Origin of the sequence: Streptomyces sp. SID14478, from assembly GCF_010548525.1 — a bacterium.
GTDB lineage: Bacteria > Actinomycetota > Actinomycetes > Streptomycetales > Streptomycetaceae > Streptomyces.
Window position 1 is genome coordinate 1 of record NZ_JAAGMG010000988.1, and the last position, 18,294, is coordinate 18,294.

Below are 18,294 nucleotides of genomic sequence, written 5' to 3' on the forward strand. Positions count from 1 at the left end.
TCCGCCACCACCGCACCGGCCGCCGCGGCGTCCGACCGGTACACGACGGCGACCGGGTGCCCGGCGGCCGCGAGCCGCCGGGCGATCACGGCGCCGAGTCCACGGGACGCACCGGTGACCAGGGCCGTACCCGTGGTACCTGAAACTGTCATGCCGTCAACCTAGTTGGCGGCAACGCGCGCGTGCACCGATACGCTGCGGGGATGTCAGCCCTCGATGAGATCCGTCGCAGCAAGCACATCAGCCTCACGACCTACCGCAAGAACGGCACGTCGGTCTCCACTCCGGTCTGGCACGTGCCGCACGGCGACGAACTCCTCGTCGTGACGCCCTCCGGGTCCTGGAAGGTCAAGCGGATCCGTAACAACAGCGCCGTGACGGTCACCGCGTGCGACGTCCGCGGCCGCACGGCCTCGGACGCCACCGCACTGCCCGGCACCGCGCGCCTGCTCGACGAGGCGGAGACCGAGGCGGCACGGGGGCTCCTGGCCAAGAGGTACGTGATGTCGCGGGTCGGGAACGGCTTCGCCAAGCTCCTTCGCCTGCGGCGCCAGCCGATGACCGGCATCGCCGTCACGCTGTGACCGAAGGCGGCTCGCCTCAGCGCAGGCGCGTGGCGGCGATCCCGCCGTCCACGTCGAGCGTCGCCCCGTGGACGAACACCGCCTCGTCGGATGCGAGGAAGCGGACCGCGTAGGCGATGTCGACGGGACGCACGGGCGAGCCCGCAGGGGTCGCCCTGGTCATCTCGGCGAGCTGGTCCGCGCTCGCCGCAGTGCCTCGCGTGGCGGTCGCTCCGGGCGCCACGGTGTTCACCCGGACGCCGCGCGGGCCGAACTCGGCCGCCCAGGCGCGGGTCAACTGCTCGACGGCCGCCTTGGTCGCCGGATAGAGCGCCTTGTAGGGGACGCCCACCCGGGCCATCCACGAGCCGATGTTCACGATGGTGCCGGATCCCCGCTCCGCCATCCGCGGCGCCAAAGCGGCGACCAGGACATGCGGGGCGCGGATGTTCGTCGCCCACAGTGCCTGCATCTCCTCGTCGGTGACGGCGTCGGTGAGGAACCCCGGATAGACGCCCGCGTTGTTGACGAGGATGTCGATCTCACCGCCGAGCGCTTCCTGGGCCCGTCGGGCGAAGGCGCGGATCTCGTCCGGTTCGGCGCCCAGGTCGGCGGTGAGCGCGTGTGCGCGTCCCCCGGCCTGCGCGATCGCGCTCACCACGTCCTGTGCGCGGCCGGCGTCCCGGCCGCTGACGACGACCTCGGCGCCCGAGGCGGCGAGCACCCGCGCGATGGCCTCACCGATGCCGCCCGACGACCCGGTGACCAGGGCAGTGCGTCCCTTGAGCGCGTCATCGAGGGGGAGGGAGGACAGAATCTCTTCGTTCGTTCGCATGTCTCCATCGTCGAACCGCAGGTGGGCCCGGCCCTTGCCTGACGCGATCAATCCCTTGCCGGATCCTCCACCGGGCTCCCGCGCCCAGGAGGATCAGCCGGCGATGGGGTTGGATGAGCGGATGGACGAAGCGACGGCCCGCAGCCTCGACCGCGCGGCCGACGTCGTGTCGCGACGGGTCGACGACACGGCATCGGCGAACGCTCTGGGACTGCGGCTCAGCCACGTCACCGCCCCGACCGGGCTGGCCTATCAGCACTACACGCCGTCCCTGTCGTGCGTGCTCGCGGGACGCAAGCGGACGATCGTCGGCGAGGACGACCAGGTCTGGGGCCGCGAACGGTTCATCGTCACGCCGGTCGATCTGCCGCTCGTGTCGGGCGTCGTCGACACCGCCGGACAGCGCGGCTTCCTCGCGGCCCGATGGCAGCTGGCCCCGGCGCTCGTCGCGGAAGTGGCCGCCGCGATGCCGCGCAGTGGACAGGCCCCCGCGCCGATGGGCCGCCTCGGTACCTGGTCACCCGCCCTGGCCGACGCGTTCGCCCGCCTGGTCGGCCTCCTCGACGAACCCGAGCACATCCCGGTCCTGGCCCCGCTGATCGCACGGGAGATCGTGCTGCGCCTCCTGCAGACCGATCAGGCTCCCCGGGCCCTCGCCGCCCTCGACGACGGCGATCCGGTCGTGCCCCGGGCCGCGCGGCTGCTCACCGAGCGGATGGCCGAGCCCTGGTCGATGAGGGATCTCGCCACGGCCGTCGGGACCAGCCAGCCCACCTTGTTCCGGCGCTTCAAAGAGGCGACGTCCATGACGCCCGGGCACTACCTCAAGCGGCTGCGGCTCGGCGAGGCCCAGCACCGCATGGTCGTGCTCGGCGAGTCCGCGGCCCAGGCCGCCTCCGCGGTCGGCTACCGCAGCGCACCCCACTTCTCCCGCGACTACCGGCAGTTGTACGGACGCACGCCCGCGGCGGATGCCTCGCGGCTGCGCGAGCAACTGCGGCAGCGAGGCAGTGGTGCAGGTCCGTTCCGTCCGGAGCCGTGAAGCGCAGTTCGCCCTGTGATCCCTCTTGACACCCGGTGGCCCCGCTGGCTTACGTTGACCGAATGTTCGGTCGGCGTGAGAGGTAGGACAGATGACGACTCCAGTGCCGGGTTCGGCACCCGGTCCGGTCGAGACGATGTTCGCCGCGGACGAGGCCTCGCGCGGGCTCGGCATCGAGCTGGTGCAGCACGGCGAGGGGACGGCGGTGGTCCGGATGACCGTGTCCCCCGCCATGGTCAACGGCCACGGAACCGCCCACGGCGGCTATCTGTTCCTGCTGGGCGACACCGCTTTCGCCTGCGCCTGCAATTCCCACGGGCCCGTGACCGTCGCCGCGGCCGCCGACATCGACTTCATCGCCCCGGCGCACGAGGGCGATGTCCTGCTGGCCACCGCCCGGGAGCGCACACGGTTCGGCCGCAGCGGCATCTACGACGTGAGCGTGCGACGCGGCGAGCAGGTCATCGCCGAGTTCCGGGGCCGCAGCCGCACCCTGCGCAGCACATAGGACGAGCGGCCCCGATGCACCCGCGGCTCAGACCTTCTGCACAGCGGGCTTGAGGCGCAGGGCGGAGACGAGGAAGAAGACGCCGCCGAGGAAGGCGTAGCCCGCGAGATTGGTGAGCGTGGCGCCGCTCTTGCCGCCCTGGACGACGAAGGACGCGCCGGCGAGGGTGGAGATGCCGCCGCTCGCGATCATCGCCCCCTGCCCGCCCATCCGGCGCCGGGCGACGCCCACGACGAGCTGGGTGATGCCTGCCGTGACGGCCCAGACGCCCCAGACCTGCAGGACGGCCGGGATTCCGGAGGCGGCAGCGGCGGCGAGGGAGATGCCGGCGAGAACGCTGAGCGCGAGGTTCACGTACAGCCGCTTCACCGCCCTGTCGCCCTCCCGGGCCGAGCGCAGGTCGACGATCGCGCAGGCCGCGTCGAACAGGGGGTAGAGCACCAGGAGCGTCACGCTCAACGGGCCGAGGGTGTCGGCCGTCGCGAACAACAGCGCGGCCCAGACGGCGGCGAATCCGAAGCGCACCAGGTACAGCTTGCGCAGGGCCGTCGGGGCGCCGGCCGGGGTCGTGGAGGTGGCGTCGACGAAGGAGGTGTCCATGGCGTTTCCGGCTTCCTTGAGGGAGAACGTTCGGTCTCCTCATCATTGGAGCATCGCCTCTCCCTGTCAAGACCGAACGTTCTCCCTCACTCATTGGTAGGGTGGATCCCATGAGTCGGAGCACAAAGGGCGGCAGCCCGTCCGAGGCCCGGGCGAGGCTGCTCGGCACAGCGGTCAGAATCTTCTACACGGAGGGCATCCACTCCGTCGGCATCGACCGGATCATCGAGGAAGCCCAGGTGACCCGGGCCACGCTGTACCGGCACTTCTCCGGCAAGGAAGACCTCGTCCTCGCCTACCTCGACCAGGCCGACCAAGGCATCAGGGCCCAGGTCTCGGCCGCCCGGGAAAGCGGTCGGTCCGCGAGCGACAAGGTGCGCGCCGTCGGGCGCTCCATCGCCGACGGCATCACTTCCGACGGCTTCCGGGGCTGCGCCTTCCTCAACGCGGCGGCGGAGTACCCCGACCCCGCGCACCCGATCCACCGGGCCGTCCTCGCGCACCGGCAGTGGTTCCTGGACACCGTCACCGAGCTGCTGGCACAGATCGGCGACACCCCGGCAGGCCCCGCGGGCCGGCACTTCGTCATGCTCCGGGACGGAGCGATGGCCGCCGGCTGCCTCTCCGACCCCCAGCCGATCACCGAGACCTTCCTGGACGGCGTCGAGGGGATCGTGCGGGCGCGCTCCGCAGCCCCGTCGTCGGCCTGACTCCCGCCCCGGGCCCGGGCTCTCGGCCGCACCGTCGCCCCGCCGGGGCGGTTCAGCCGAGGATGAGCGGGAGCCTGGCGGCGAGGCCGCCCAGCGCGGCCGTCTCGGCGGAAGTGGGGGTGCGCCGTCCGGTGCCGACCAGCAGGGCGTCCGCGTCCGACATCGAAGCGGGGAACGGGCTGTGGGCGATCTCCTCCAGCAGGGCCCGGGCCACCGCGAGGGTCTCGGCGGGCGGACCGGCGACCGACGGCAGATGCGCGATCAGGTCGAGGTGGTGCAAAGTCCACTCGAGAACGTACGTGGACAGGTAGTCGCCGGCCGTCAGCACCTGGTCCTTGGTGCCGACGCGCAGCGCGGGGTCGGCGAGCTCGGCGGCGCGGCCCGCGGCGGAACCGACGTCGTCCAGGTGGAACTTGAGCCACCGCGGCTCGCCGTACGCCGCGGCCAGCCGCGGGATCAGCGCGTCGAGCGGGTCGTCGCCGGTGGGCGGCTCGGCGAGCAGCTCCCAGTAGGTGGCCGCGTCCACCGTCGGTTCGCCGCTCTCGGGGGTGACCAGAGTGATCAGGACGTCCTGGGCGTCGATGACCAGGTGGCACGCCAGGTCACGCACGAGCCAGCCGGTACAGCCGGACGGGCGTGCGAAGTCCTCGTCCGGGAGATCGGCGACCGCCGCCCGCAGGGCCGCCCATGAGCGCAAGAAGGGATCCACTTCGGCACCGTAAGGCCGGGGCGGGCGGGCGGACAACCACAATCCCCGCCCCTATGGGGTGAGGACCATGAGGTTCTCGGGGTTCGGGACGGGCGTGAAGCCCGCCTTCGCGTAGACCCCGTGCGCGTCGCGCGTGGCCAGCAGGACGCGCTTGATCCCCTCGGGCGTCAGTTCGTCCCGCACCGCCTGGGCCAGCCAGGTGCCGAGGCCCTTGCCGCGGTGCTCACGCGCCACGTACACGTCGCACAGCCATGCGAAGGTGACCCGGTCGGTGACCACGCGCGCATAGGCGACCTGCACACCGGTCGCGTCGCGGACCGCGAAGTTCAGGGAGCCGCGCACCGCTCGGTCGACGGTTTCCCTGGTGCGCCCGTGCGCCCAGTACGCGTCGGTCGACAGCCACTGGTGCACCAGGTCCACGTCGATGCGATCGGGGTCGGTGGAGAGCTCGTATCCGTCAGCCCTGGTTCTGATCATGGACAGACAGCCTAGTCAGATGACTTGGATTTTCCAAGCAAAAGCCCACTTATGACTTCTCATAACTCAACCTTATGAGCCCATAGACGGGACCCGCCTGCCAACTAAGGCTTGCCTTACTTTAAGATCTCTTCAGCACGTCGCTGTCCTTCGAAGGGAACCAGATCATGTCTCGCCCCCTGCGGGTCGCCATTGTCGGCGCGGGCCCCGCCGGCATCTACGCCGCGGACGCTCTGCTGAAGTCCGCGGTGGCCTCCGAACCCGGCGTCTCCATCGACCTGTTCGAGCGCATGCCCGCCCCCTTCGGACTGATCCGCTACGGCGTCGCCCCCGACCACCCGCGCATCAAGGGCATCGTCACCGCCCTGCACCAGGTCCTCGACAAGCCGCAGATCCGCCTCTTCGGCAACGTCGACTACCCGCGGGACATCGACCTGGACGATCTGCACAGCTTCTACGACGCCGTCGTCTTCTCCACCGGCGCCACCGCCGACCGCGCCCTGGACATCCCGGGCCTCGAACTCGACGGTTCCTACGGTGCGGCGGACTTCGTCTCCTGGTACGACGGGCACCCGGACGTGCCGCGGACCTGGCCGCTCGACGCGGAGAAGGTCGCCGTGCTCGGTGTCGGCAACGTCGCGCTCGACGTCGCACGCATCCTGGCCAAGACGGCGCAGGAGCTGCTGCCGACCGAGATCCCGCCGAACGTCCACGCCGGTCTTGAGGCCAACAAGGCCCGGGAGATCCACGTGTTCGGGCGTCGCGGTCCGGCGCAGGCGAAGTTCAGCCCCATGGAGCTGCGCGAGCTCGACCACTCCCCCACCATCGAGGTCGTCGTCAACCCCGAGGACATCGACTACGACGAGGGCTCGATCGCGACCCGCCGCGGCAACAAGCAGGCCGACATGGTCGCCAAGACCCTGGAGAACTGGGCGATCCGCGACGAGGGCACGCGCCCGCACAAGTTGTTCCTGCACTTCTTCGAGTCGCCCACCGAGATCCTCGGCGAGGACGGCCGGGTCGTCGCCCTGCGCACGGAGCGCACCGAGCTCGACGGCACCGGCAACGTCAAGGGCACCGGCTCCTTCACCGACTGGGACGTCAGCGCCGTCTACCGCGCCGTCGGCTACCTCTCGGACGAACTGCCCAAGCTCCCCTGGGACGTGGACTCGGGCACCGTTCCCGACGAGGGCGGCCGCGTCATCCAGGAGACCGGCGAGCACCTTCGGTCCACGTACGTCACGGGGTGGATCCGGCGCGGCCCGATCGGTCTGATCGGCCACACCAAGGGCGACGCCAACGAGACCGTGGCCAACCTGCTGGACGACCACGCCGAGGGCCGTCTGCACACCCCCGCCTCCCCCGCCCCCGAGGCCGTCGACGCCTTCCTGGGCGAGCGCGGCGTGCGGTACACCACGTGGGACGGCTGGTACCGGCTCGACGCCGCGGAGAAGGCGCTCGGCGAGCCCCAGGGCCGCGAGCGCGTCAAGATCGTCGAGCGCGAGGGAATGCTCGACGCGAGCGAGGCGTGAGCGGGCGGCAGTAGCCGACCCGCACCGAAACGACGCGCGGGCCGCAGGCGGACATCCGATGATGCCCGCCCGCGGCCCGCGCCGCGTCGTTCAGGCGATGCCGCCGTTGACGTACAGGACCTGGCCGTTGACCCAGCGTCCGGGCCCGGCGAGGAAGGCGACCGACTCGGCGATGTCCTCGGGCGTGCCGAGCCGTTCGAGCGGGGGCTGTGCGGCGAGACGGGCGACGGTCTCCTCGTCCTTGCCGTCGAGGAACAGCGGCGTGGCCGTGGGTCCTGGCGCGACGGCGTTCACCGTGATGTCGCGGCCGCGCAGTTCGCGGGCCAGCACCAGGGTCATCGCCTCGACGGCGCCCTTGCTCGCCGCGTAGGCCGCATAGGCGGGGAAGGCGAGGCGGGTCACCGAGGTGGAGAACGTGACGACGGCGCCGCCCGCGCGGACGCGGCGCGCGGCCTGCTGCGCCACCACGAACGTGCCGCGGATGTTGGTGCGGTGCATGCGGTCGAGCGCGTCCAGGTCGAACTCGGCGACCGGGGCCAGGGTCATCACACCTGCCGTGTGGACCACGACGTCGACGCCGCCGAAGGCACGCTCCACGAGGTCGAACGCCTCGGCCATCGCCACCTCGTCGGCCACGTCGCCGGTCACCGCGAGCGCGCGGCCTCCGGCGGACTCGACGGCGGCGACGGTCTCGTCGGCGGCCGCCTTGTTCCCCGCGTAGTGCACGCCGACCGCCATGCCGTCGGCCGCGAGGCGCCGGGCGACGGCGCGGCCGATGCCACCGGAGGCCCCGGTGACCAGTGCGACGCGTGTGTTCTCGGACATGGTGCGCTCCTCGTGAAGGGACTTGCCACGGACCTCGTAATGGACGACTAGTCCATATAACCACGTTGTGAACGCACCGTCCATATGCCAGGGTGAGGGCGGTCCAGTCGGAGTCGGTGCGGGAGGTCGGGCATGGTGGAGCAGGCGCGGGATGAAGCGGTCCCGCGGGTGCGGCGCGGCCGCGGCAGGAGGCCCGCCGGCGAGGTGCGTGCGGACGTCCTCGGTGCGGCGGGCGCCCTCCTGCTCGACCGGGGCATGGCCACGTTCACCATCGAGGCGGTCGCCGAGGCGGCCGGCGTCAGCAAGACCACGCTCTACAAGTGGTGGCCGTCCAAGGGCGCGCTCGCGCTCGACGGCTACTTCCACGCCGTCGAGTCGGCACTGACCTTTCCCGACACCGGCGACCTCGAGACCGACCTCAGGGCCCAACTGGGCGCGTTCGTCCGGGTCGTGACCGAGACGCGTGCCGGGCGGGTGATCGCCGAACTGATCGGCCAGGCGCAGACCGACCCCGACCTGAGCGCCGCTCTCCTGGCGCGCTACTCCGGACCCCGGCGCGAGCTGGCGGTACAGACGATGCTGCGGGCCCGTGCGCGCGGACAGCTACGCGCCGACGTCGACCCCGAGGTCCTGGTGGACCAGCTCTGGGGCGCCTGCTACCACCGCCTGCTGCTGCCCAACGTCCCCGTCACGCAGGAGTTCGCACAGGCACTGGTCGACAACCTCATACGGGGCGTACGCGTCTGAACCCACCGGCGGACTAGAGCGGTTCGTCGAACGGAGTGACGCGGCGGTAGGCGGCACGCGCGTGCAGGATCCGTCCCGCGACCGTGCCCACGACCGCGGCGGCCAGCAGGCAGGCCATCCAACCGGGGTCGCGGTGCGTGGCCCAGGAGATCTCCCCGGTGGGCTCGGTCCCGAGGACGTTCAGGCAGGCCCAGCACAACAGCGCGGTGCCGGGCGCCGCGGTGAAGCGGCCCCGCATGCCGAGCAGTCCGGCCAGCAGCGACAGGAGCAGGAGCGCGAAGCCCGTGCGGTCGAGGAGACCGAGCACGTCGAACAGGGCCACGACCGCGAAGGCACCCGCGTAGGCGACCGTCCAGATGAGGGGGGTCGCCCAGGGCTGCGGCACCTGCCGGGCACCCCTGCCGATCCATCTCCACTCCACCATCGCCGGCTCCCTCCCACACACCGCACTTCAGCGCTACGGTCGGTCCCCCCGATCGGCGCCGAGCAGAACGCTACCGCCCGTCGGAAGGTGTTCACCCGGGCGCCCCTTTGGTCGCGTAGAGACAACGGGTCTGGTCCACAGCGCGGGCCCCACTGCCGTGGCCCGCGCGGAAGTCGAGAGGAACGACCCGCCAATCCCGAAGGGTTCTCCGTCCTCAACACCGGTGCCGTGCAGACCGGGTACACGGACAACGGGCAGGGCGGCGAGAGCGCGGTCTCCGGCGCGTTCAACCAGGGCCTCCAGGTGGAGGTGCACCGCGACCGGGTCGTCGTCAGGGCGCGCGACTTCGCGACCGGCACGTGGCTGAAGCAGGTCAGTGTGCCCCTGCACACACGCATCTGACCAACCATGGACCTGACACCACGGATCTGACACCCCTCGGAACTGGCGGCTCTCAGTTCCGACACACCTCGGCTCCGGACCGTCGGTTACGGGCCGGAGCCGAGGTGCGATGCGGGGTGCCGGTCAGCCGGCGGCCTGCTGCGAGCGCTTGGGCAGCGTCCAGTTCGGCCGCGGGAAGTGGCAGGTGTAGCCGTCGGGGTAGCGCTCCAGGTAGTCCTGGTGCTCGGGCTCGGCCTCCCAGAAGTCCCCGAGCGGTGCCACCTCGGTGACGACCTTGCCCGGCCACAGGCCACTGGCGTCCACGTCGGCGATGGTGTCGACGGCGACGGCGTGCTGCGCCTCGTCGGCGTAGAAGATCGCCGAGCGGTAGCTGCGGCCGATGTCGTTGCCCTGCCGGTCCCGGGTCGTCGGGTCATGGATCTGGAAGAAGAACTCCAGCTGGTCCCGGAAGCTGGTGACCGACGGGTCGTAGACGATCTCGATCGCCTCGGCGTGGTCGCCGTGGTTGCGGTACGTGGCGTTCGGGGTGTCGCCGCCGCTGTAGCCGACGCGCGTGGACACCACTCCGGGGCGCTGTCGGATCAGGTCCTGCATGCCCCAGAAGCAGCCTCCGGCCAGCACTGCCTTCTCGGTTCCCACGGTCATTGAAACTCCCTGCCCACGTCGGTACGTCCGGACCAGTGTGCTCCTGGTCCGACGAAGGGGTAACACGTGGTGCCGTCAGCCGATTCCCGCCCTCAGGCGTGCGACGTTCTCGCGGATGTCGCCCTTGCTCAGGTCACTGCCGATGCTGACGGTGAACGCGCCCGCGGCCAGCCACTGCGCCGCGTTGTCCACGCTCACGCCGCCCGTCGCCATGATGCGGGCGCCGGGCAGGACGGACAGCACCGATTTCAGGTAGGCGAGACCGCCGACGTGGGCGGGGAACAGCTTGGCCACTCCGCGGTCGGCCGCGGTGCGCAGTTCGCTCGGGGTCAGGCCGCCCTCCACGAGGAGGCGGTCGGCGGCGTCCGCCACGGGGCGCACCTCCGGGACCTGGAAGGGGCTGACGAGGAAGTCGGCCCCGGCCGCCAGGGCGCGCTCGGCGATCTCGGGCGAGGTGACCGTGCCGAGGCCGAGCGTGACCTCGGGCGCCTCGCGCGACCAGGTCTCGACGAGTTTCTCCCAGCCGGGGGTGGTGGCGGTGAACTCGAAGGCGGTGAGGCCGCAGTCGACGAGGGTGCGTGCGACGCGGTCGGCGGTGTCGGCGTCGGCCTCGCGCACGGTGGGGGTGACGCGGGCCGCGCGCAGCCTTGCGATGACGTCGGCGGGGGCCGGGCTCATGGCGGTCTCCGGGTGGGTGGGGGCGGCGCCGGTCATGCGGGGTCCGCGATACGGGCGAGGGCGTCGAGGGTGGACTCGGCGTCGGCGCCGCTGGCGCGCAGCACGATGGCGTCGCCGCAGCGGATGTTGAGGGTCATCAGTGACAGCACGCTGCGGGCGGGGACCTCGCGCCCGTCCTCGCGGGCGACGGTCACCTCGGCCGCGCTGCGGGCGGCGGTCTGGGCGAACGCGGCGGCCGGACGGGCGTGCAGGCCGGCCTCCTCGGTGACGACCAGGCGGCGCTCGACGACGGTCATCGCGCTTCTCCCTGGAGCAGTGCGGTCAGCTGGTTCACCAGGCGTTCTTCCTCGTCGGGGCGGAGCGGTCGGGGGTCGATGAACAGGCGGCCCGTGACGGACTGGTGGTCCCGTACGTGGACGCCGTGCGCCGCGAGTTCGGCGGCGAGCCCGGTCGCGTCGCGGCCGGCCGCCGCGGGGTCGACGGTGATCTCGGTGCGGTGGATGTCGCGTCCGGCCTCGTCGGCCACGACGCGCGTGGTGATGCCCGGCAGTGCGGCGAGGCGCGCCGCGAGCTTCTCCATGCGCGGTCCGTGTCCGCCGGGCTCGGCAGCGCCGTACTCGCGCAGCGCCTGCACCAGACCGAACAGGGTCTCCTTGCCGACCTTCATGGGGCGTGCGATGCCCCCGTACTGGGCGCGGCACGCGGTCATGCGCGCGGCGCTGCCGCAGATCATCCCCGAGGTGGGGCCGCCGACCGCCTTGCCGCCGCTGTAGATCACGAGGTCGGCCCCGGTGGCGGGCCAGTGGCGCAGGTCCTCCTCCGCGGCGGCGTCGACGAGGACCGGGATGCCGTGCCGGCGGCCGACCTCGACGGTCTCGGCGAGGGAGACCATGCCCTTCTGCACGGCGTGGTGCGACTGGACGTACAGGAGCGCTGCCGTGCGCGGGCCGATGGCGCCCTCCAGGTGCGCGGCGGTGGTCTTGTTCGCCGAGCCGACCTCGACGGGCCGGCCGCCGCCGAGAGCGATCATCTGCCGGATCGGCGCGCCGAAGTGGACCGAGTGGCCGCGCGGCAGGATCACCTCGCACGGTGCGTCGCCGGGGTCCGGCAGTGCTTCGATACGGGTGAGGTCAGTGCCCGCGATCACGGCGGCGACGGCGATGGCGACGCCGGAGGCGGCGCCGGTGGTGGGGCAGCCGTCCTCGGTGCCGGTGGCCCGGGCGATCTCGCGGCCGACGGCCCTCAGCAGGTCGTCCATGACGACGTGGTGGCGGGCCGCCTCGCTCATCGCGGCGATGACGCCGTCGCCGAGGACGCTGCCGCCGAGCGCCGTCATCTTTCCGCTGGCGTTGATCGCCGGAGGGACGCCGAGGTCGTGGTGGAGAGTGTGCACACTGTGTCCTTGCGCTGGGTGGGGGGCGCTCACTTGCCGGGGATGGGGAAGAACAGGCCGGCGATCATGGCGCCGATGATGGCTCCGCCGGTGAGCGGCTTCTGCCACTTGTAGAAGAGGGCCGCGCCGATCGTGGAGCCGATGCCCACGGGCAGCGACGCGGTGGCGGCGGAGATGATGACGAGCGGTCCCAGGTAGCGTCCGGCCGAGTTGCCGGCGCCCATCATCACGTCGGCGCCGAACGTCGAGGTGCCGCCGGTGGAGTTCACCGTGGCGCGGCGGATGACGAGGATGGCGACGCCGATCAGCGCGCCGAGCACCGCGCCCACGGGGATCGCGAGCCAGAAGTGCTGGAGCGGTGCGGTGAATCCGGCGGCCAGCAGCATGGCGGGGATGCCGATGCCGACGCCGGTCTGCAGGGAGCCGCCGATGTCGAGGATGCCGACCATGGGGCCCTCGATGACACGGGCGAACAGGAAGCCCGCGCCGAACGCGGCGGCGGCGCCGTAACTGCCGCCCTCCATACCGGCCTTGAGCATGGAGACGACGGCGACTTCGTTGAACACGCCGGTGTGGTAGACGTAATAGAGGTGCGTGCCGGTGAAGATGCCCGCGGCCAGGCAGGCCACGAAGACGGGGAACGCCCACTCGGAGAGCCAGAAGCTGCCCTCGCCCGGCACCTTGGTCAGGAATCCGCCCTTGGGCTGCTGTGCGCCGGAGTTCTGGGCGGGTATGCCGCCGGCGGCGGTCGATGTCGTCGGTGACTCGGTCATGTCGCTGCCTGCCTCACTGGGGCTTGGTGCCGGTCGCGTCGTGGAACTGCAGGAGCCAGTGCGGGATGTCGACCTTCAGCTGCTGGAGCAGGGTGAGGTCGGCGCCGCGCAGCACGGTGCTGGCCGCGAACAGCACGATCACCGCGCCGGCCAGGGACTTGGTGACCTTGGTCCAGCCCAGGTCGTCGACGCCCTTGCCGATGACGATGCCGAGCACGATGCCCGGGACCGCGTTGCCCATGACGAGGTGGCCGAGACCGCCGAGGACGGTGCCCCAGGCTCCGGTGCGCCGGCCCGCGTCGACGGCCGCCATCCAGAAGATGATCGGCATCACCGGGTTGATCAGCCACTCCGATGCCGGTCCGAGCACCTTGGCCGCGACGTCCTGCAAGGAGTGCGGGATGGAGGCGGCGGTGGTGTTGAGCAGCGTGATCAGGGCCATGCCGACGACTGTGCCGGTCAGCGCCATCCGTCGCGGGTTGTGCAGCGTCTCGGCGAGGTTGCGGTTCTTGACCATCGCGACGGACGCCGTCCAGTGCGGCACGATGCGGTGGTCGACGTCGCCGGTGAGCGCGCCGGTGCCGACCGCGCTCGACCAGGCGTTGAACAGGAAGCCGAGGCCGAAGGAGAAGTGGGCGACGGGGTCGTTCTGACAGGCGTTCAGTTCGCCGAGGGTACGGAAGGCGCCCATGCCCTGGACCTTCGGCGCGTGGAACATGCGGGCCACGCCCGCGCTCGCGCCGAAGCCGATGAGGCCGCCGATGACGAGCGACTCCAGGAGGACGGTGAGGGTCTGGTTCATCGGGTCACCTCAGGCGCAGTGCGTGCTGGAGCGGCGTGAGCCGTTCCTCGCGCACCGGGAAGTCGAGGGCGTCCAGATCGAGGGAGGCCACCTGCACGTCGACGCGCAGGGTGATCTCGAAGCGCCGGCGGGTGCGGGGGAAGAGGAAGCCGAGGAACCGTTCGGTCCAGCGGTGTTCCACCGCCGAGACGACGTCGAGGTCCAGGGGTTCCACGCGGAAGGCCACCCCGTCGGTGCGCTTGCCGACCTCGGCCTGCACCTGGCCGATGGCGGTGGCGAACGCCTTGTCCCTGGTCGGTCCGGAGCCGCTGAGCCGCAGCGTGTGGCGGGACTGGTTCACGAGGCCTCCTTCTCCAGCTTCTTCAGCAGGGCCTGGGTGACCTTGAAGCCGAGTTCCTCGCTGTCGAGGAAGCCGAAGCCGAGGACGGTGCGGCCCTGTTCGACGGCGGTCACGCCGGCCTGCGGCGAGCGCATCCCGAACTCGATGTCGTGCCCGTACTTGGCCTTGGCGGTGACGGCGCCCGCGCCGCCGCTGCCGCAGAAGGAGATGCCGAGGACCGCGCCTTCGGCGGCCATCACGTCGCCCACCTTCATGTCGGCTCCGGGGCCGGGGATGAGGACGGGCTCGCCCCCCGCGGCGCGCACGCCGTCGGCGACCGCCTGGCCCTTGCCGAGCCGGTGTCCGATCACGATCTTGACTGTCATGGCGGTGCTCCCTGAGGGGTCGGTCATGCCTGCGCGGTGGAGTGGTGCTGGAGCTGTGCCGCCGCCTCGAAGTGCAGGGCGAGCAGCAGGACTTCGGTGTCCCGTACGGGGAAGTCGCGGGCGGTGCAGTAGGTGTCGAGGAGGCTGCGGACGGCGGCCATGCGGCCGGGCGCCACCTCGGCGGCGAGCTGGTCGTCGAGCGCGTCGAGGTGCTCGGCGTCGCGGACCCTGCGGACGAAGGCGAGCGCGTGGACGGCGAGCGCGAGGGATCGTGACTCGTCGAAGGCGATGCCGCACGTCTGCGCGTAGACCTGGGCGAGCGGGAGGAACGCCGTCAGGTCCGCCCGGTCCTCGTCGGTGACGGGACGGGCGGTGTCCCGGACGGCCGTCGCCAGCCGTTCGATCAGGGGGGTGGTCATGCACGGGCCTTTCGATGGTTCGGTCGGTGTCTCGGGATGGGTCACGGGGACCGGAGCGTCCGCACGCCGCCGTCGCGCACGACGGCTTCGGCCCGCAGTCGGTGGGTGCCCCGGCGCGTGGCGCCGTCGGCGTCGGTCAGCGTCACCGGCTCCTCGGTCAGCCGCAGCAGCGTCAGGTCGGCGGCCGCCCCGATGGCCAGCGTCCCCAACTCCGCCTCCATGCCGATGACTTGGGCGGCGTGCAGGGTGGAGCAGCGGATCACTTGCTGCGGGGTGAGGCCGAGCGCGAGCAGTTTGTCGAGGGTCTCCACCAGGGAGTGCACCGGGCCCTCGGTGTTGCGGTTGTGGAGGTCGGTGCTGATGGTGTGCGGGGTGAAGCCCGCGGCCAGCGCCCGCTCGGCGGTGGCGAAGGAGAAGCTGGCGCTGCCGTGCCCGACGTCGAGACGGACACCGCGCGCCACGGCGGCCCGCGCCTGCGGTTCGCTGCCGAAGAGGCCGCCGGGCTTGCCGTGGAAGGCGTGGGTGACGACGTCGCCCTCCTCCAACAGGGCGAGTACGTCGCCGAGATGAGGGGGTTCGTTGCCGACGTGGACCATCACCGGCAGGCCCACCCGCGCGGCCACGCGCTTGGCCGCTTTCAAGGGGGCGAGGCCGCTGTCGCCGAGGACCGACGAGCTCATCCGTATCTTGAGCCCGCGCACCCGCTCGGGGTGGGCGCGCAGCACCTTCTCGGTGGCGGCCTCGTCGATGTCGCCGGGGCCGCCCGCCAGTTCGCGCCGCCCCTGTACGAGGCCGTGCCGGGAGATGTTGAGCCAGTTCAGCACGCGGGTGGCGGCCGGTCGGGCAACGTTGTCCGTGAAGTCGTCCCAGCTGTCGCTGCCGCAACTGCCCGCGTCCACCACCGTGGTGACGCCCTGGCCGACGCCGACCTCGTCCGCGGGGACGCCGAGGTCGGTGCCGGGTGCGTAGACGTGCGTGTGCAGGTCGATCAGACCGGGGGCGACAAGCAGTCCGGCGGCGTCGAGGCGGCGGGCGCCGTCGAGGGTGCCCGGGGCGCCGACCGCCGCGATCCGGCCGTCGCGCACGGCGAGGTCACCGGGTTGCGGTTCCGGCCGCAGCGGATCGGCCAACAGCCCACCGGTCACCACGAGATCGAACGAATGCGGGGGCGCGGAGGAAGATCCGTGTACAGCCATGGACGGCCGCCTTTCCCGAGCGTCAAAGTGGTGCGCGTGCGAGGACGGGCGGGGCATCGAGCCGGGCCTGCACCGCGGGCACCACGAGGAGAACCTGTGCGCGTTCCGTACAGTAGAATGACGTTCCGCTGTACGGATCGATTGGCAACATAGTCCGCTTCTCCTCGGAGGGTCAATGGAACCGAGCAAGCCCGCGAATTCCGTCGCCAAGGCGCTACGAGTGCTGCATGCGGTGGCCCGCGCCGACGGGCCGCACCGGCTGGGCGACATCGCGGAGCGCTCCGGCGTCCCGAAGGCGACGGCCCACCGGGTCCTGGCCACTCTGGTCGAGGAGGGCTACGCCGCACCCGACGGAGAGGGCCGCTACGGCTGCGGCGTCCAACTGCACGCGCTCGCGGCGCAGGTACTCGCCGACGACGCGGTGGGGATCGACGCGGTGCTACGCGCCCTGCAGCAACGGCTGGGGCAGGCGGTCCACCTGGCCGTGCTCAGCGGCGACCACGCGACGTACACGCACAAGGTCGACCCGGGCCACGCGTACCGCATCGCCACCGACGTCGGCACGCCGCTGCCGCTGCACGCCACGGCGGCGGGCAAGGCCCTGCTGGCCCACCTTCCCCCCGCTGAGGTCGCCGACATCCTGAGCAGGACGGGCCTGCCGGCGCGTACCGCCCGCACCCACACCGACCGTGCCGCATTGCTCGACGAGTTGGCCGCGATTCGCGAGGCGGGGTACGCCACGGACTACGAGGAGGCGGACGAGGCGATCTGCTCCCTGGCCGCACCCGTGCGCGACGCCGACGGCACGGCGGTCGGCGCCGTCTCCGTCTCCTCCCTCGCCTTCCTCGTCACGGAGAGCCAGTTGGGCGAGTTCGCCCCGGCGGTCAAGCAGGCGGCACAGGACGTCTCCCGCAGACTCTGAGGCACGGAAAAGGGGCGGACCCGCTCCTCGCGGGGCCCGCCCCTTCTGTTCGCGCTCCACCGTCACAGGATGTGGATGCGCTCCAGCCCGCCGTCCGTCGTACGGATCATCAGCTCGTGCCCCTTGGCCCGCTCCTGCTCCACGAACCCCAGGAGCAGCACGGCCCGGTTGATGACGTCCGCCTTGCTCACGCGGCCGGTCTCGGACAGCTCGTTGACCGCGACAACGGCCGGGGGGACGAGCGTCACCGACAAGCGCTCGCTGGGCGGATGTTCGGGATGTCCTGTCATGGTACGGCCTCCTGATGCGTGAACGGCACCTCAAGTGAACCACAAGAGCACCAATGACGCACCACATTTACACCAGCGAGAAGGGGTCACGGCGTATCTTCCTGCGCGCCGGGCAGGCTGGTGTCGCCGTCCGACCAGTGGTTGATCCAGCCGCACGCGCCGCACGCATAGCGGCCGTTGACACCGGCGACGACCGTGCCGCAACCTCCGCAGCGCTTCTCGGTGACCTGCTGTCCGGCCAGGAACTCGGCGGCGGCCGCCGCCGTCTGCACATTCCGGTCATGCGAGTTCATGAGCCGTCCCTACCCGCTGGTAGGCCCCGTCAACATCCTTCGGGGCGCGCTCCGTTCGGGCACAACGCCGCCGCGCCGGCCACCGGTCATACCGCCGAGTAGGATCTCGGCTGTCCTGTTCCGCAGCACCAGCGTCGCCGGGAGCCTCCGTGTCCGCGTCCCCCCGCATCCAAGTCGGTTCCGTCGTAGAGGACTTCACCCTTCCCGACGAGACGGGCGCCCCCACGTCGCTGTCCTCGCTGCTGACCGAGGGCCCGGTGGTGGTGTTCTTCTACCCCGCCGCGATGACGCCGGGCTGCACCGCCGAGGCCTGCCACTTCCGGGATCTGGCGGCGGAGTTCGCGGCGGTCGGCGCCCAGCCGGTGGGGATCAGCTCGGACGCGGTGGAGCGCCAGCGCGAGTTCGCGGGCCGGCACACACTCGGGTTCCCGCTGCTGTCCGACCCCGAGGGCGCCGTGCGCGGGCTCTTCGGTGTGGCCCGCGGCTTCGGACCGCTGCCGACCAAGCGGGCCACCTTCGTCATCGGGACCGACCGCCGGGTACTGGAGGTCGTGCGCAGCGAGTTCAGGATGAGCGCGCACGCGGACCGTGCACTGGCGGCGCTGCGCACGACCGCCCAGTAACCGCGCACGCGCCCTCGCGACCCGTGAGACCCCGCGATTCGGATGCGCGTTCGTGGGAACCCGGTTGCGCGTGAAGCCCTTCACCACTGCACCGACAGCATCTGCGGACCGCGGGCGCCGGCCCCGGGCGGGGGCCGCGTCCCTGCTCGCCTGCGCCGCTCTCACCGTCGCGGCGGCGACC

The 18,294-nt window shown here is 71.7% G+C and carries 27 protein-coding genes and 1 pseudogene; 9 read left to right on the plus strand and 19 right to left on the minus strand.

The features are described from left to right. A partial coding sequence (locus tag G3I40_RS31780; RefSeq protein WP_164306075.1) for an SDR family NAD(P)-dependent oxidoreductase occupies positions 1-152 on the minus strand: 152 nt, incomplete at its 3' end. Between the two features lie 51 nt (positions 153-203). Here G3I40_RS31780 and G3I40_RS31785 point away from each other — a divergent pair. After that, positions 204-584 carry a PPOX class F420-dependent oxidoreductase gene (locus G3I40_RS31785; RefSeq protein ID WP_164306076.1) on the plus strand — a complete coding sequence of 127 codons (381 nt, stop codon included), beginning with the start codon at positions 204-206 and terminating at the stop codon, positions 582-584. Between the two features lie 16 nt (positions 585-600). On the opposite strand, the gene G3I40_RS31790 is transcribed toward G3I40_RS31785, so the two are convergent. Beyond that, positions 601-1,398 carry an SDR family oxidoreductase gene (locus G3I40_RS31790; RefSeq protein ID WP_164306077.1) on the minus strand — a complete coding sequence of 266 codons (798 nt, stop codon included), beginning with the start codon at positions 1,396-1,398 and terminating at the stop codon, positions 601-603. Positions 1,399-1,519: 121 nt separating this feature from the next. Here G3I40_RS31790 and G3I40_RS31795 point away from each other — a divergent pair, with 121 nt between their 5' ends. Both G3I40_RS31795 and paaI read left to right on the plus strand, forming a co-directional pair. After that, a complete protein-coding gene (locus G3I40_RS31795; RefSeq protein WP_164306078.1) occupies positions 1,520-2,440 on the plus strand; it encodes an AraC family transcriptional regulator in 921 nt (306 codons plus the stop codon). Between the two features lie 91 nt (positions 2,441-2,531). Next, entirely contained in the window at positions 2,532-2,948 is a 417-nt protein-coding gene (gene paaI, locus G3I40_RS31800; protein WP_164306079.1) for a hydroxyphenylacetyl-CoA thioesterase PaaI, read from the plus strand. Positions 2,949-2,975: 27 nt separating this feature from the next. Here paaI and G3I40_RS31805 read toward each other — a convergent pair whose 3' ends face one another. Further along, on the minus strand, positions 2,976-3,548 hold the full coding sequence (locus tag G3I40_RS31805; RefSeq protein ID WP_164306080.1) for a hypothetical protein: 573 nt from the start codon (positions 3,546-3,548) through the stop codon (positions 2,976-2,978). A 110-nt stretch (positions 3,549-3,658) separates the two neighbouring features. On the opposite strand from G3I40_RS31805, the gene G3I40_RS31810 reads away from it, so the two are divergent. Then, entirely contained in the window at positions 3,659-4,258 is a 600-nt protein-coding gene (locus G3I40_RS31810; protein WP_164306081.1) for a TetR/AcrR family transcriptional regulator, read from the plus strand. 52 nt (positions 4,259-4,310) lie between these two features. Here the strand turns inward: G3I40_RS31810 and G3I40_RS31815 are convergent, their stop codons facing one another. Both G3I40_RS31815 and G3I40_RS31820 read right to left on the minus strand, forming a co-directional pair. Then, complete coding sequence (locus G3I40_RS31815; protein ID WP_164306082.1) at positions 4,311-4,967, minus strand: maleylpyruvate isomerase N-terminal domain-containing protein; 657 nt, start codon at positions 4,965-4,967, stop codon at positions 4,311-4,313. Positions 4,968-5,018: 51 nt separating this feature from the next. Further along, positions 5,019-5,444 (minus strand): GNAT family N-acetyltransferase, encoded by a 426-nt coding sequence (locus tag G3I40_RS31820; RefSeq protein ID WP_164306083.1) that lies wholly within the window; start codon positions 5,442-5,444, stop codon positions 5,019-5,021. A 167-nt stretch (positions 5,445-5,611) separates the two neighbouring features. Here G3I40_RS31820 and G3I40_RS31825 point away from each other — a divergent pair, with 167 nt between their 5' ends. Next, entirely contained in the window at positions 5,612-6,976 is a 1,365-nt protein-coding gene (locus tag G3I40_RS31825; RefSeq protein ID WP_164306084.1) for an FAD-dependent oxidoreductase, read from the plus strand. A gap of 90 nt (positions 6,977-7,066) precedes the next feature. Here G3I40_RS31825 and G3I40_RS31830 read toward each other — a convergent pair whose 3' ends face one another. Further along, the gene (locus G3I40_RS31830) at positions 7,067-7,801 is read right to left on the minus strand and encodes an SDR family oxidoreductase (RefSeq protein WP_164306085.1); all 735 of its coding nucleotides are present in this window, start codon (positions 7,799-7,801) and stop codon (positions 7,067-7,069) included. Positions 7,802-7,933: 132 nt separating this feature from the next. On the opposite strand from G3I40_RS31830, the gene G3I40_RS31835 reads away from it, so the two are divergent. Further along, the gene (locus G3I40_RS31835) at positions 7,934-8,548 is read left to right on the plus strand and encodes a TetR/AcrR family transcriptional regulator (protein WP_164306086.1); all 615 of its coding nucleotides are present in this window, start codon (positions 7,934-7,936) and stop codon (positions 8,546-8,548) included. A 13-nt stretch (positions 8,549-8,561) separates the two neighbouring features. Here G3I40_RS31835 and G3I40_RS31840 read toward each other — a convergent pair whose 3' ends face one another. Further along, positions 8,562-8,972: a hypothetical protein gene (locus G3I40_RS31840; protein ID WP_164306087.1), complete on the minus strand. Its 411-nt coding sequence runs from the start codon at positions 8,970-8,972 to the stop codon at positions 8,562-8,564. Positions 8,973-9,161: 189 nt separating this feature from the next. On the opposite strand from G3I40_RS31840, the pseudogene G3I40_RS31845 reads away from it, so the two are divergent. After that, a pseudogene (locus G3I40_RS31845) lies at positions 9,162-9,374 on the plus strand (DUF4073 domain-containing protein); the annotation flags it as partial. A 123-nt stretch (positions 9,375-9,497) separates the two neighbouring features. On the opposite strand, the gene msrA reads toward G3I40_RS31845, so the two are convergent. The 10 genes from msrA to G3I40_RS31895 all read right to left on the minus strand — a co-directional run bounded on the left by msrA (position 9,498) and on the right by G3I40_RS31895 (position 15,985). After that, positions 9,498-10,019 (minus strand): peptide-methionine (S)-S-oxide reductase MsrA, encoded by a 522-nt coding sequence (gene msrA / locus G3I40_RS31850; RefSeq protein WP_164306088.1) that lies wholly within the window; start codon positions 10,017-10,019, stop codon positions 9,498-9,500. Between the two features lie 75 nt (positions 10,020-10,094). Further along, positions 10,095-10,733, minus strand: a complete 639-nt coding sequence (locus G3I40_RS31855; protein WP_203645162.1) for a bifunctional 4-hydroxy-2-oxoglutarate aldolase/2-dehydro-3-deoxy-phosphogluconate aldolase — start codon at positions 10,731-10,733, stop codon at positions 10,095-10,097. Beyond that, entirely contained in the window at positions 10,730-10,993 is a 264-nt protein-coding gene (locus tag G3I40_RS31860) for an HPr family phosphocarrier protein (RefSeq protein WP_164306089.1), read from the minus strand. The genes G3I40_RS31855 and G3I40_RS31860 overlap by 4 nt, the downstream gene beginning before the upstream one ends. Then, positions 10,990-12,090: a DgaE family pyridoxal phosphate-dependent ammonia lyase gene (locus tag G3I40_RS31865; RefSeq protein ID WP_203645164.1), complete on the minus strand. Its 1,101-nt coding sequence runs from the start codon at positions 12,088-12,090 to the stop codon at positions 10,990-10,992. Before G3I40_RS31865 ends, G3I40_RS31860 begins: the two co-directional genes overlap by 4 nt. Positions 12,091-12,119: 29 nt before the next feature. After that, positions 12,120-12,863 carry a DUF4310 family protein gene (locus G3I40_RS31870; RefSeq protein WP_164306090.1) on the minus strand — a complete coding sequence of 248 codons (744 nt, stop codon included), beginning with the start codon at positions 12,861-12,863 and terminating at the stop codon, positions 12,120-12,122. A 13-nt stretch (positions 12,864-12,876) separates the two neighbouring features. Continuing rightward, positions 12,877-13,665 (minus strand): DUF4311 domain-containing protein, encoded by a 789-nt coding sequence (locus G3I40_RS31875; protein WP_164306091.1) that lies wholly within the window; start codon positions 13,663-13,665, stop codon positions 12,877-12,879. Between the two features lie 4 nt (positions 13,666-13,669). After that, on the minus strand, positions 13,670-14,005 hold the full coding sequence (locus G3I40_RS31880; RefSeq protein WP_164306092.1) for a DUF4312 family protein: 336 nt from the start codon (positions 14,003-14,005) through the stop codon (positions 13,670-13,672). Further along, positions 14,002-14,370 (minus strand): SFCGS family glycine-rich protein, encoded by a 369-nt coding sequence (locus G3I40_RS31885; RefSeq protein WP_164306093.1) that lies wholly within the window; start codon positions 14,368-14,370, stop codon positions 14,002-14,004. Before G3I40_RS31885 ends, G3I40_RS31880 begins: the two co-directional genes overlap by 4 nt. 23 nt (positions 14,371-14,393) lie before the next feature. Then, positions 14,394-14,789 (minus strand): hypothetical protein, encoded by a 396-nt coding sequence (locus tag G3I40_RS31890; protein ID WP_164306094.1) that lies wholly within the window; start codon positions 14,787-14,789, stop codon positions 14,394-14,396. A gap of 41 nt (positions 14,790-14,830) precedes the next feature. Then, positions 14,831-15,985 carry an amidohydrolase/deacetylase family metallohydrolase gene (locus G3I40_RS31895; RefSeq protein WP_164306095.1) on the minus strand — a complete coding sequence of 385 codons (1,155 nt, stop codon included), beginning with the start codon at positions 15,983-15,985 and terminating at the stop codon, positions 14,831-14,833. A gap of 175 nt (positions 15,986-16,160) precedes the next feature. On the opposite strand from G3I40_RS31895, the gene G3I40_RS31900 reads away from it, so the two are divergent. Continuing rightward, the gene (locus tag G3I40_RS31900; protein WP_164306096.1) at positions 16,161-16,907 is read left to right on the plus strand and encodes an IclR family transcriptional regulator; all 747 of its coding nucleotides are present in this window, start codon (positions 16,161-16,163) and stop codon (positions 16,905-16,907) included. A 62-nt stretch (positions 16,908-16,969) separates the two neighbouring features. On the opposite strand, the gene G3I40_RS31905 is transcribed toward G3I40_RS31900, so the two are convergent. Together G3I40_RS31905 and G3I40_RS31910 are read right to left on the minus strand one after the other, a co-directional pair. Continuing rightward, positions 16,970-17,197, minus strand: a complete 228-nt coding sequence (locus G3I40_RS31905) for a hypothetical protein (protein WP_164306097.1) — start codon at positions 17,195-17,197, stop codon at positions 16,970-16,972. Positions 17,198-17,283: 86 nt separating this feature from the next. Further along, positions 17,284-17,490, minus strand: a complete 207-nt coding sequence (locus G3I40_RS31910; protein ID WP_164306074.1) for a hypothetical protein — start codon at positions 17,488-17,490, stop codon at positions 17,284-17,286. A 149-nt stretch (positions 17,491-17,639) separates the two neighbouring features. On the opposite strand from G3I40_RS31910, the gene G3I40_RS31915 reads away from it, so the two are divergent. Then, a complete protein-coding gene (locus tag G3I40_RS31915) occupies positions 17,640-18,113 on the plus strand; it encodes a peroxiredoxin (RefSeq protein WP_164306098.1) in 474 nt (157 codons plus the stop codon). Positions 18,114-18,294: the final 181 nt, after the last annotated feature.